The sequence below is a fragment of the Corynebacterium sp. HMSC072A02 genome (assembly GCF_001810085.1).
In the GTDB taxonomy this organism is placed as follows: domain Bacteria; phylum Actinomycetota; class Actinomycetes; order Mycobacteriales; family Mycobacteriaceae; genus Corynebacterium; species Corynebacterium hesseae.
On the sequence record NZ_KV799889.1, the window covers coordinates 408 to 11,674 of the forward strand.

Genomic DNA, 11,267 nt, shown 5'->3' on the forward strand with positions numbered 1-11,267 from the left:
GGACGAACCATGCTGTGTTTGTTATTGGTCAACATCCGGATCAGGGCGAAAACGACCAAACCCACCGCTTCTATGCGGGGGGTTTGTCTATGCGGAGCAGTTTCGCAAATGATTTAAGCTAGATTCGCAAAACCGTCGGGTTTAATGGTCGGGATAACAGGATTTGAACCTGCGACCTCTTCGTCCCGAACGAAGCGCGCTACCAAGCTGCGCCATATCCCGGTGTCTCGCTCTAAGCGGTACCGGAATACTGTAACTCACCCCGGTCTGAAAGGACAAAACGGCAGCGTGTAGGGGGTATCCCTAGGCGGCCTTCTCAGTGATACGCAGCAGCGTGGCCGACGGGCGGCAGAACACCCGGAAGGGAACGAACTTCGAGGTGCCCAATCCGTTGGAGACATGCATGTACATCTCTCCGAACCGGTGTAGGCCCTGGGCGCGGACGCGGTCGATGCCGCAGTTGGTCACAATGGAGCGCGAACCCGCCACCTTGAAAGGCAGGCAGAGCTGGCCGCCGTGCGTGTGCCCGGACAGGGACAGCTGGTAGCCGTCGGCTGCGAATTTCTCCAAGACGCGGGGTTCCGGGGAATGCAGCAGCGCCAAGGACAGGTCGGCATCCTCGTTCGGGGCGCCGGCGATTTCCGAGTAGTCATCCAAATCATGGTGTGGGTCGTCCACACCGGCGGCAGCCAGGCGAACATCGCCCACCTTAAATTCCACGCGATCCTGGTTGGCATCGTGCCAGCCGTGCTCAAGGAAGGCCGCGCGCATGCCCTTCCACGGCAGGTTCACATAAGAGGGTTCGTTCTTCTTCCCAATCAGGTAGTTGAAGGGATTCGGGATGCGCGGCGCCCAGTAATCATTGGTGCCAAAGCAGAACATTCCCGGGCGGCTCAGCAGCGGGCCAAGCGCGCGGAGGACCTCGGGGACGCCGCGCTCGTCGGAAAGATTGTCACCGGTATTGATTACCAGGTGCGGGTCGAGGGCGTCGAGGCCTGAGACCCACTCGATTTTGGCGCGTTGGCCCGGAATCATGTGGAGGTCGGATACGTGCAGGATGCGGAACTCGGACTCCTCGCGCAGCGTACCGGGCTCCAGCAGCGGCAGGGTGTACTCCTTGAGCTCGAACTTGGTGAGCTCTGAGTGCGCCCATGCGGCGGTGCCCAGGCCGGCGGCGGCGAGTCCGCCAAGGACAGGGAAAATCTTCACCCTCACCACACTACCTGGCCGGCTGGCGTAGATTGAAGGGCATGAGTGAGTTGAAAGAAACTATCCGCGCTGACCTTAAGACCTCGATGAAGGCCAAGGACAAGGCCCGTACGAGCGCCATCCGTTCTCTGCTGTCTGCCATCCAGGCGGAGGAAACTTCCGGTTCTCGCCACGAGATCACCGATGAGGACATCCTCAAGGTCATCGCTCGTGAGATTAAGAAGCGCCGCGAGTCCGCAGAGGTTTACGCGGAGAATGGCCGCCCGGAGTTGGCGGAGGCGGAGCTTGTCGACGTCCCCTTCTTCGAGGCCTACCAGCCGGAGCAGCTTGACGACGACTCCCTGAACGCCCTCGTTAAAGAATCCATCGCCGAGGTTGAGAAGGACTCCGGTGAGCCGGCGACCATCAAGCAGATGGGCAACGTCATGAAGGTGGCCACCGCCAAGGCCGCCGGACGTGCGGACGGCAAGCGCCTGTCCACGGCAGTGAAGGCCGCCCTGAACTAACGCGCTAGAGCCCGAAGAAGCTCCGCACGTCGTTTGTGAAGCGGTCAACGTCTTCTTGAGTGAATAGTGGGTCGGACTGGCCGCCTCCCGGCTCGCCGCCGCTCGGTGCGGACGGGGAGCCCGAGTTGGAGTCCCAGGCTACTGGGCTCGTGCTCGCAGAATCAGAAGAGTCGCTCGCGGAGCCGTCGGAAAGCTGGAGCGTGACCTCCGCGCCCTTCTTCGCGCCGGATGGACCGGTGATGACGCGAACTACCTTGCCGTAGCCCACGCCGGGCGCGGGGACCTCGGTGGTCCTGACTTTGTATCCGGCTTTCTCCAGCGCGGAACGGGCTTGGCTCTCGGACTTGCCCTTCACGCCGTCGATAAGCGGCGAAACCTTGCCAGAGTCGTAGGCCCGGTCATAATCGGGCACCGTGCCCTTTTGTGCTTCGGGGACGCGCGCGGCCATCGTGTAGAAGGTTGCCGCCGGCTCCTTGCCGCCGAAGAGGTTGCCGCTGGGGCACTGGCGTACCGGACCGGTGCACAGCGGGCTCGTGGTGGTCCCGTCGTTGTAGATGTACGGTGCGGCAGCGACCGCCGAGTTGAATCCAAGGAAAGCCGAGGACTGGTTGGACTCGGTGGTACCGGTCTTGGCGGCGGCCTGGCCGCTGAAGCCGGCAGCACGTGCAGAGTCGGAGGCGGTTCCCTTTTCGGTATCGGCGGTCATGTTGTTTTCCAGCGCCTTCGCCACTTCCTTGTCCACTGCGCGTTCGCACGGCGTGTGTTTGAGGTAGACCTCGTTGCCGTGGGAGTCCGTGACTTCCTCGATGGGGTTGGGCTCGCACCACATGCCTTGCGACGCCACCGTCGCGCCCACGTTAGACAGCTCCAGTGCATTCACTGCTGTCGGGCCGAGCGTGAAGGAGCCGAGGTTGGAGTCTTTAATGTGGTCGGCGATGGAGGACTCGCCGTCGTAGCTGCCGGGTTCTTCATAAGAACGCAGGCCGAGCTTGACGGCGATGTCGACTAGGCGCTCGACGCCAAGTTGCTCGGGGAGCTGGATGAAGGGGGTGTTGGGGGAGTAGGCCAGCGTGTCCTGCATGGTCATCGTGGAGGCGTAGCTGCCGGAGTTTTCCACGCAGTACTTGTTGGGCGGGCAGTTAGCTGCGCCGCCGTATCCCAGGCCTTCCGCTTCGTAGCGATTGGGCACGGCCAGCTTGTCCTTGATGCCGTAGCCCGCCTCCAGGGCGGCCGCGGCGGTAAAGAGCTTGAACACGGAGCCTGCGCCGTTGCCCACCAAAGAATTGGGCTGGGGCAGAAGGGTTTCATTGTTGTTCAAGTCGAGCCCATAGGTGCGCGAAGACACCATGGCTAGGACCTTGCGGGAATCGGTGCCCGGCTTGATAACGTTCATGACCTCCGCCACGCCCGCCGCATCCGGGGCGGTGTTGCTTCGCACTGCGTTGAGCGCTTGGTCTTGGACGTCGGGGTCAAGCGTGGTCTTAACGGTCAGACCGCCACGCGCAAGGTGCTCGCGGTCGATGCCTTTTTCGTTGAGGTATTCCAGCACATAGTCGCAGAAGAAGCCGCGATCGCCCGCGCCGATGCAGCCGTTAGCCAAGGTTGCAGGGCTGTCCAACACGCCGAGTGGCTGCTGGGAAAAGGCGTCGGCGTCCTCCTGGGAAAGGGAGCCGTTATCAACCATGGCTTGGAGTACCACGTTGCGGCGCTCAGTTACGCCTTCTTCGTTGGTATAGGGGTTGAGGTATTCCGAGGATTGCACCATGCCGGCGAGCATCGCAGCCTGCGGCACGGTGAGGTGCGCGGCATCGGTTCCGAAGTAGGTGCGGCTAGCGGCCTCAACGCCGAAGGAGTGGTTTCCAAAGGGGACGAGGTTGAGATAGTTGGTGAGGATCTCATCCTTGGAGAGCCGGGCATCGATGTCCGTAGCCATGCGCATTTCGCGCAGCTTACGGGCCACGGATTGTTCGGTCGCGGCCTGACGTTCTTCGTCGGTAGTCGCGTTGACCAAAAGGAGGTAGTTCTTTACGTACTGCTGGTCAAGCGTGGATGCGCCCTGGGAGACACCGCCCGCAACCAGGTTGGTCCACAACGCACGGACATTGCCCTGCAAGTCGACGCCCTCGTGCTCATAGAAACGGCGGTCCTCGATAGCCACCACTGCCTTCTTCATGGCGTCCGAGATCTCATCCGGTTTCACTGGATGGCGGCGCTGCTCATAGATATACGCAAGGGGGTTGCCCTTGGCATCCAAGATGGTGCTCACGCCGGGGGTATCACCGTTGGTGAGATCCTGGACGTCTGATTGCATCGTCTCATTGGTCCTGGCCACGGCGACACCGCTGACGCCAGCGACGGGGGCGATGGCCAGCGCGATGAGGATGCCGACCAGTGCTGTGGACAGGACGAGCTTTCCCAGGGATTTGATCACAGTCACCCTCCACACACTAGTGGTTTAGGAGGATATCCGGGAGACCCCCCTAAAGTGTGACCTGTTAGACAGGTATACCGGTCTGTGAATAGACTTACCAAGGGTACATAATATTCCGTCGGGTAGAGGGTTATTCATGATCTTTGAGCTCGACGGGGGTGAGCTTGGAAGGAGTTACCTAGCCATGGCAGTCAGTGTCAAAGGTGCAGGACGGTCCGCAATGGTAAAGAATGCCTCGTTAACCACAGAGCGTGGTGAGTGGGTTACCCAAGCTAAGTGCCGCAACGGTGATCCCGATGCACTCTTTGTACGAGGAGCTGAGCAGCGTAAAGCTGCAGTAATCTGCCGCCATTGCCCGGTGCTCAATGAGTGCCGCGCGGATGCGCTTGATAATCGCGTGGAGTTCGGCGTGTGGGGCGGCCTCACGGAGCGTCAGCGCCGCGCCCTTCTGCGCAAGAACCCGCACATCACGAGCTGGGCCCATTACCTCGCTGAGGGTGGCGAACTCATCGGTATTTAGTAGCATTGAGCCCATGACTAAATGGGAATATGCCACCGCGCCGGTTCTTACGCACGCGACGAAACAAATCCTCGATTCCTGGGGTGAGGACGGCTGGGAGCTCGTCACCATCACCCCGGGTATGAACCCGGAGAATGTTGTCGCCTATTTCAAGCGTCCTGTGGAGGAGTCCTAATGGGTGCGCTTGCCCGCCTTGAAGAGCTCGGCGTCGAGCTGCCTTCTGTCGCTGTCCCCCTCGCGTCCTATATCCCAGCTACCCGCGTGGGAAACCAGGTGTGGACCTCTGGCCAGCTGCCCGTCGTGGGCGGTGAATTGCCGGCTTCCGGCAAGGTCGGCGCAGAGGTGAGCCTAGAAAAGGCGCAAGAATTGGCACGTGTGGCCGTGCTGAACGCTTTGGCTGCAATCGATGGTCTCGTAGGTCTTGATCACGTAACCCGCGTGGTGAAGGTGGTTGGATTCGTGGCTTCGGACCCCTCCTTTACTGAGCAAGCTGCGGTCATCAATGGTGCTTCCGACTTCTTGGGTGAGGTCTTCGGAGATGCCGGAATCCACGCGCGTTCTGCGGTGGGGGTAGCGGTCCTACCGAAAGATTCCCCCGTTGAGATCGAAGTCATCGTAGAAATCGCTGAGTAATCGGATAGGGTTAGAACCATGGAGCATCCTGCATATAGCCAACTGCGTCCCGTGAGCCAGTCCGTCGGTGTCGTGCTGTGCGATAATCCCAGTTACACCGCTTTGGAGGGCACCAATACGTGGATCATCCGCGCTGGAGAAGATTCCCGCGCCATTGTGGTTGATCCGGGCCCGGAGGATGAAGGTCATCTCAACGTCGTGACCGCGAAGGCGGGCGAGGTTGCGTTGATCCTTCTTACCCACCGCCACGATGATCACGCATCAGGCGCCCAGCGCCTGCGTCAGCTCACCGGCGCTCCCATTCGCTCTTTCGATCCGAATTACTGCAATGGGGGCGACGCGCTTGTCGACGGAGAAGTGATCACCGTCGACGGCATCACCCCGCAGCTTGAGGTCGTTCACACCCCGGGTCACACCGCAGATTCCACCTGCTTCTTTGTGTGGTCCGCGGAAGCGAAGAACTCCACCCTGGAGGGCATCCTGACCGGTGACACCATCGCAGGCCGCCACACCGTGCTGCTGTCTGAGACGGATGGCGACTTGGCTGATTACCTGAAGACCCTGGATCTTCTGGAAGAACGCGGCAAGGACGTGGCGCTCTTCCCGGGCCACGGCCCGGACTTGGAGGACACCTCCGCGGTTGCCCGCAAGTACATTGACCGCCGCCACCACCGCCTGGACCAGATCAAGGAGGTCCGTGGGCGCTTGGGTGAGGACGTCGACGTCAAGACTCTCGTTGATGAGATGTATGACGATGTCGATCCGGTCCTGCGTCACGCAGCTGAGCAGTCGACGCGCACCGCGCTGAAGTACCTCGCGGCTCAGAACTAAAGCACTACATAGGAAAATCCCCCGAGAAATTCTCGGGGGATTTTGCGTTAGGACAAGTCGAAGGCCGAGGGCCGCATAGGCGGGCTCGGCCTTTAAGACCTAGCGTGCGCGGCGGGCCAAGTGCTCGGTATCGACGATGAGCACCGACTTGCCCTCCAAGCGGATCCAGCCGCGGTGAGCGAAGGTGGCCAGAGCCTTGTTCACGGTCTCACGGGAAGCGCCAACGAGCTGGGCGATCTCTTCCTGGGTGAGGTCGTGGTTCACGCGCAGCGCGCCGCCCTCCTGCACACCGAAGCGGTTAGCCAGCTGCAGCAGGGTCTTGGCCACGCGGCCTGGCACGTCGGTGAAGATGAGGTCCGCCAGGTTGGCGTTCGTGCGGCGCAGACGGCGGGCCAGCACGCGCAGAAGCTGCTGAGCAATTGCCGGATGATCGGCTACCCACTGCTTGAGCATCTCAGAGTTCATCGTGGCTGCGGTGACCTCAGTGACGCAGACAGCGGAAGAGGTGCGCGGGCCCGGATCGAAGATGGAGAGCTCGCCGAACATATCGGACGGACCCATCACGGTCAGGAGGTTCTCGCGGCCATCCGGGGCGTGGCGGGCGAGCTTAATCTTGCCCGAGGTGATGATGTAGAGGCGGTCTCCCGGCTCACCTTCCTCGAAAATGGTGGTGCCGCGCGGGAAACGGACGGTTTCCATCTGCTCAATAAGGTTCTGTACTGCTACCGGATCGACGCCCTGGAAAATGCCAGCGCGGGAGAGAATGTCCTGTACGCCTTCCACTGTTACTCCTTAAAGCCTGCGCAGCCCGGAAAACACTGGGACACAAGCTGGTTTGGTTTGATTTGACGCACCTAGTCTCCAGTGCGCCACGAGGCACTGCACAATATCATACAGTGTAATTAGTCACTATTTCCACCAACGTGAAAAATAATCACACGCTTTGAATGGTCTATTTAGTTTTCGAAGGCCGTCGCCTCAAGTTTCTCCATGAGGATGGCAAACAGCGCGAGGCACAGCGGCACAAAGATGACGAGCGAAATCATGCTTCTCATTCTAGCCGCCGTCACTAAGATCTCTTTTATGTCCCCTGACCTTCCCGTGCACCACGATGACGCTGACGAGGCCGCTCGCATCGTTCATATTCGTACCGCCTTGGCGGATGAATATCCCGACGCCGATTGCGAGCTAGATTTCACCACGCCGCTCGAGCTACTTATTGCTACGGTGCTCTCGGCGCAGTGCACGGATGCCCGCGTCAACCAGGTCACTCCGGAGCTTTTTGCTCGGTATCCTTCCGCACCGGATTACGCGGCCGCGGACCGTGCTGACCTCGAGCGCATCCTCCGCCCGCTCGGATTCCAGCGCACGAAGGCCGGCCACCTGTTAGGCATCGGAGAAAAGCTCGTCGCGGACTTCGATGGGCAGGTGCCCCGCGGCATCGACGAGCTCACCTCCCTGCCCGGCGTCGGGCGCAAGACCGCGCTGGTGGTGCGCGGCAATGCCTTCGGCCTGCCGGGGATCACGGTGGATACCCACGTCACGCGCCTGAGCCAGCGTCTTGGGTTGACCGAGGCGAAGACTCCGAGGGCGATTGAGAGGGACGTCGCCAAGCGCGTGCCCGAAGAGGAGCAAACGGTGTTTTCGCACCGCCTCATCCTCCATGGACGGCGCGTGTGCACCGCGCGAAAGCCACAGTGCGCGGCCTGCGTCCTCGCCCCATGGTGCCCGTCGCGGGGTTAAGGTGGAGCAATGAGCCAATATTCTCGGTGGCCCGGATACGTGAAGGCGAGCATCGCTGCCATTGTCGCGCTGGCGGCGCTCGCGTTCGTCGGCGTGGTGAACCTGCTTGAGAATGATGAGCCGGAGGTTGCCCTCCCCGAGGCGCAGGAGCAAGAGGTGGCCAAGCGCCCCAAATGCCCCGAGGGACCGCTTGCGGGTGTGGATCTTCCGTGCTTGGGTGCGGCCGGTACTGCGGCGGCCAAGAACGTCCAGATCGTTACTGTGTGGGCGTGGTGGTGCGAACCGTGTCGCGCGGAGCTGCCCTTCTTCGAAGACCTTGCGCGAGCGCACCCGACGTGGAATGTCGTCGGCGTGCATGCGGACGCGAACGCTGCCAACGGGGCCGCTCTTCTCAGCGATCTGCAGGTAGATATCCCCAGCTACCAAGACGATGACGGCGCCTTCGCAGGTGAGCTCGGGTTGCCGGGCGTTATCCCCATCACCCTGGTGGTGCGCGATGGCACGGTGGAGGAGAAGTTTGTGAAGCCGTTCGACTCCGCAGAAGATTTGGAGGAGGCCGTCGAGGAGGTTCTCAAGTGAGCCGCCTCTTTCCTGCCCATGCCCCGGAGTGGCTGCGCCCGGCGCTCGGGGTTGATACAGACAAGGTCCAAGAACGCCTCATTCGGCATGTCCCGGCCGCCAAGCGCCGGCGTGAATCGGCAGTGTTGGTGCTGCTGAAGGGCACCAGTTTTGAGGATGGTGAGGTGCTGCTCACGCACCGCTCGCCGTCGATGCGCTCGCACTCCGGCCAGATTGCCTTTCCCGGCGGGCGTAGGGAGGAGGGGGACGCCTCGCTTGTCGACGTCGCCCTGCGCGAAGCCGAGGAAGAAACCGGCCTCGACCGCTCCACGGTCACCCCTCTTGAGCAGTGGGGCAAGCTGGACATCCGGGCTACCGGCAACACCGTGAGCCCGGTCCTGGCGTATTGGCATGAACCGGGCACCGTGTGGCCGGCGAGCCCGGCGGAGACCGACGATGTCTTCACCGTCCCGCTGCGGGAGCTGGCGGATCCGGCTAACCGCATGATGGTGGGGTTTAGCCGCTGGAAGGGGCCGGCCTTCCGGGCGCGGGGATACGTGGTGTGGGGTTTTACCGCGGGAGTGCTCTCCGGGCTGATGGACCATGCGGGCTGGAGCGTGGAATGGGATAAGAATATGGTTCATGATCTGCGTGACTCACTCAATCGCTCTTTGAATAATGAGAAGATAGGCTAGTTCTGCTCCTTTTAGCCTTTAAGAAAGTATTCCCCCTGTGTCCCTAGCTGTTGACATCCTGATCGTTATTGCCGTGCTCCTTGCCGTGCGCGTGGGCTGGCGGCAGGGCGCCTTAGCGGCGGTCCTCGCAGCGGTGGGAATCATTGCGGGGTTGGTTTTAGGAACCGTGGTTGCCCCGCTGGTGATGGGGCTGACGGACCAGGCGGCCGTGCGCTTTTTGCTGGCTGTCGGCGTGCTGATTTTGCTGGTGGGGCTGGGGCAGCTGGTGGGGACGTCGCTTGGCATGGCGCTGCGGGACCGCATGCGAACCCGCTCGGGGCAGCGCGTGGATTCGTCGATTGGCGCGGTCTTCCAAGCCGCGGCGGCCATCGTGGTGATTTGGCTGGTGTCCTTGCCCTTGGCCTCCAACCTGGGCGGCCAGCCGGGGCAGGCGCTGCGTGAATCGCGTGTGCTGAGCTCGCTGAATGCGGTGGCGCCTTCGCGCCTGGCGGCGCTGCCGAATGGCTTGGCTGCGCTCCTCAACGAGTCCGGGTTGCCGCCGTTGGTATCGCCCTGGCAGCGATCTGGCGCCGATGTCGAGGTGGATGCGCCGGCGGTGAACATTGGGGATCCCAAACTCGCAGAACGCGTGCGGCCTTCCGTCATTCATGTGCTGGGTGATGCCGAGGCATGTTCGCGCCGACTCATGGGCTCGGGCTTTGTGACGGAGCCGGACTACGTCATCACGAACGCCCACGTTGTGGCGGGCACGGATAAGGTTCGCCTCGATACGGTCCTTGGCCTCAAGGAAGCGGACGTGGTGTATTACAACTCGGATGTGGACATTGCTGTGCTGCATAGCCCGGGATTGGGCTTGGATCCTTTGCCGTGGGCGGAGCAAGCGGCTGCTACCGGGGACGATGCCATCGTCTTGGGCTTCCCGCAGTCGGGGCCGTTTACTGCGGAGCCGGCGCGCGTGCGCGACCGTCTCACCATCGCTGGTCCGGATATCTACTCCACGGGCCGCGTGGAGCGCGATGCCTACACGGTACGCGGTAGCATCCGGCAGGGCAATTCCGGCGGTCCGATGATCAACCCGGAAGGCCAGGTGCTCGGCGTTGTGTTTGGTGCTTCCGTGGAGGATTCCGATACGGGCTATGCGCTTACCGCGGACGAGGTGCGCGGCCACGTGGGTGACGTCACGCAGCTTGTCGACGCCACCCCAACCGGCTCCTGCGTCGGCTAAGACCAGGTAGTTTCTTCTTCCGGTTGCGGGGCCCACGGTGCTGTTTTAGTCTCTGTGCTCATGGGGGATATTGAAACCTACATCCGCCTACGCAACTCGGGGATTGCGCTGGTGGAAAACATTCCTGGCTCACCCGATGAGCTCCGCACGCTCGGTGCTTCCGCTTCCGATGCCACTGAGCTTGCAAACCTTAACCAGGTTTATTTCGGCCCCACCCGCTTCAGTGGCAAACAACGCAAAGCCCGTCAAGCAGCACTTCAACAACGCCACAGCCTGGGCACTCTTACCCTCATCGAGTCCTACACGTCCAAGGTGAAAAAGACCCTCGATGCCTGGAACCTGCGAGTCAAACTCGCCGCCACTCCCGCACACCGCATCCCCACCGTCGCCGCCACACGACTGAAAGAACTACGCTCCAAACGCATAGCCAAACCAGGCGTGCGCATCACCTACCGGGAACAAGGCCCCAACACACTCTCCATTACTGACGACGCCACCACGATCGCCAACATGCGCGGCGTCTTAGAGTCCACCAACACCACCGACCTGCTTCAAGCCGCCAACGACATCTTCTTCAAAGAGGGCACCGGTTCCAAACCTGCGGTGCGCACCCAAGTCATCGTCACCCTCAACGAGCTCGACCAGATCATCAACGGTGACGGGGACTACATCGAACTCAACCTCACTAACGGCGGGCGCATGACCGGGGCAGAATTCCTCACCCACAAATTCGCCGAAATAGGGTATGCCACCATCGTGCACCCCATTGAAGGACCCATCGACACCTGGCGGCTATCACGAGGGGCAAACTTCAAACAACGCCTTACCCTGCATGCTGAATTCCACACGTGTTCTAGACCAGGCTGCAATAAGCCCGCTGATTACTGCCAAGTCCATCACCTCATCCCCTGGCAGG

At 61.5% G+C, this 11,267-nt stretch carries 13 protein-coding genes and 1 tRNA gene; 10 read left to right on the forward strand and 4 right to left on the reverse strand.

The genetic code is table 11. The annotated features are described in order from the left end of the window. Positions 1–145 precede the first annotated feature (145 nt). Positions 146–222, reverse strand: a tRNA-Pro gene (locus HMPREF2698_RS12675). Positions 223–303: 81 nt separating this feature from the next. Further along, the gene (locus HMPREF2698_RS12680; protein ID WP_070565220.1) at positions 304–1,209 is read right to left on the reverse strand and encodes a metallophosphoesterase; all 906 of its coding nucleotides are present in this window, start codon (positions 1,207–1,209) and stop codon (positions 304–306) included. 41 nt (positions 1,210–1,250) lie between these two features. On the opposite strand from HMPREF2698_RS12680, the gene HMPREF2698_RS12685 reads away from it, so the two are divergent. Then, positions 1,251–1,715: a GatB/YqeY domain-containing protein gene (locus tag HMPREF2698_RS12685; RefSeq protein ID WP_070564310.1), complete on the forward strand. Its 465-nt coding sequence runs from the start codon at positions 1,251–1,253 to the stop codon at positions 1,713–1,715. A 4-nt stretch (positions 1,716–1,719) separates the two neighbouring features. On the opposite strand, the gene HMPREF2698_RS12690 is transcribed toward HMPREF2698_RS12685, so the two are convergent. Then, positions 1,720–4,152 (reverse strand): transglycosylase domain-containing protein, encoded by a 2,433-nt coding sequence (locus HMPREF2698_RS12690; RefSeq protein ID WP_246819481.1) that lies wholly within the window; start codon positions 4,150–4,152, stop codon positions 1,720–1,722. A gap of 178 nt (positions 4,153–4,330) precedes the next feature. Between HMPREF2698_RS12690 and HMPREF2698_RS12695 the strand changes: the two genes are divergently transcribed. Genes HMPREF2698_RS12695 through HMPREF2698_RS12705 form a run of 4 tightly spaced genes read left to right on the forward strand, consistent with a single transcriptional unit; the run spans position 4,331 to position 6,130 of the window. Next, the gene (locus tag HMPREF2698_RS12695) at positions 4,331–4,666 is read left to right on the forward strand and encodes a WhiB family transcriptional regulator (protein ID WP_180952135.1); all 336 of its coding nucleotides are present in this window, start codon (positions 4,331–4,333) and stop codon (positions 4,664–4,666) included. A gap of 13 nt (positions 4,667–4,679) precedes the next feature. After that, on the forward strand, positions 4,680–4,841 hold the full coding sequence (locus HMPREF2698_RS13325) for a Sp36 family protein (protein WP_154737218.1): 162 nt from the start codon (positions 4,680–4,682) through the stop codon (positions 4,839–4,841). Beyond that, entirely contained in the window at positions 4,841–5,299 is a 459-nt protein-coding gene (locus HMPREF2698_RS12700) for a RidA family protein (protein WP_070565226.1), read from the forward strand. The genes HMPREF2698_RS13325 and HMPREF2698_RS12700 overlap by 1 nt, the downstream gene beginning before the upstream one ends. An 18-nt stretch (positions 5,300–5,317) precedes the next feature. Next, the gene (locus HMPREF2698_RS12705) at positions 5,318–6,130 is read left to right on the forward strand and encodes an MBL fold metallo-hydrolase (RefSeq protein ID WP_070524074.1); all 813 of its coding nucleotides are present in this window, start codon (positions 5,318–5,320) and stop codon (positions 6,128–6,130) included. Positions 6,131–6,229: 99 nt separating this feature from the next. Here HMPREF2698_RS12705 and glxR read toward each other — a convergent pair whose 3' ends face one another. After that, on the reverse strand, positions 6,230–6,913 hold the full coding sequence (gene glxR, locus HMPREF2698_RS12710) for a CRP-like cAMP-activated global transcriptional regulator GlxR (protein ID WP_010189962.1): 684 nt from the start codon (positions 6,911–6,913) through the stop codon (positions 6,230–6,232). Positions 6,914–7,213: 300 nt separating this feature from the next. Between glxR and nth the strand changes: the two genes are divergently transcribed. The 5 genes from nth to HMPREF2698_RS12735 all read left to right on the forward strand — a co-directional run. Next, entirely contained in the window at positions 7,214–7,873 is a 660-nt protein-coding gene (gene nth / locus HMPREF2698_RS12715) for an endonuclease III (protein WP_230307831.1), read from the forward strand. Positions 7,874–7,882: 9 nt separating this feature from the next. Then, positions 7,883–8,452, forward strand: coding sequence for a TlpA family protein disulfide reductase (locus HMPREF2698_RS12720; protein WP_070524075.1), 570 nt, complete (start codon positions 7,883–7,885; stop codon positions 8,450–8,452). Continuing rightward, a complete protein-coding gene (locus HMPREF2698_RS12725; protein ID WP_070524077.1) occupies positions 8,449–9,126 on the forward strand; it encodes an NUDIX hydrolase in 678 nt (225 codons plus the stop codon). Before HMPREF2698_RS12720 ends, HMPREF2698_RS12725 begins: the two co-directional genes overlap by 4 nt. Positions 9,127–9,163: 37 nt before the next feature. Then, positions 9,164–10,351 carry a MarP family serine protease gene (locus HMPREF2698_RS12730; protein ID WP_070524079.1) on the forward strand — a complete coding sequence of 396 codons (1,188 nt, stop codon included), beginning with the start codon at positions 9,164–9,166 and terminating at the stop codon, positions 10,349–10,351. A 60-nt stretch (positions 10,352–10,411) separates the two neighbouring features. Continuing rightward, positions 10,412–11,267: HNH endonuclease signature motif containing protein (locus tag HMPREF2698_RS12735; RefSeq protein WP_070565229.1), on the forward strand; the 856-nt coding region annotated here is incomplete at its 3' end.

Excerpts from the sequence above, each read along its gene's own strand:
- HMPREF2698_RS13325 (WP_154737218.1), top strand. The coding sequence starts at position 4,680 with ATGACTAAATGGGAATATGCCACCGCGCCGGTTCTTACGCACGCGACG.
- HMPREF2698_RS12720 (WP_070524075.1), top strand. The coding sequence starts at position 7,883 with ATGAGCCAATATTCTCGGTGGCCCGGATACGTGAAGGCGAGCATCGCT.
- HMPREF2698_RS12700 (WP_070565226.1), top strand. The coding sequence starts at position 4,841 with ATGGGTGCGCTTGCCCGCCTTGAAGAGCTCGGCGTCGAGCTGCCTTCT.
- HMPREF2698_RS12695 (WP_180952135.1), top strand. The coding sequence starts at position 4,331 with ATGGCAGTCAGTGTCAAAGGTGCAGGACGGTCCGCAATGGTAAAGAAT.
- nth (WP_230307831.1), top strand. The coding sequence starts at position 7,214 with ATGTCCCCTGACCTTCCCGTGCACCACGATGACGCTGACGAGGCCGCT.
- HMPREF2698_RS12685 (WP_070564310.1), top strand. The coding sequence starts at position 1,251 with ATGAGTGAGTTGAAAGAAACTATCCGCGCTGACCTTAAGACCTCGATG.
- HMPREF2698_RS12705 (WP_070524074.1), top strand. The coding sequence starts at position 5,318 with ATGGAGCATCCTGCATATAGCCAACTGCGTCCCGTGAGCCAGTCCGTC.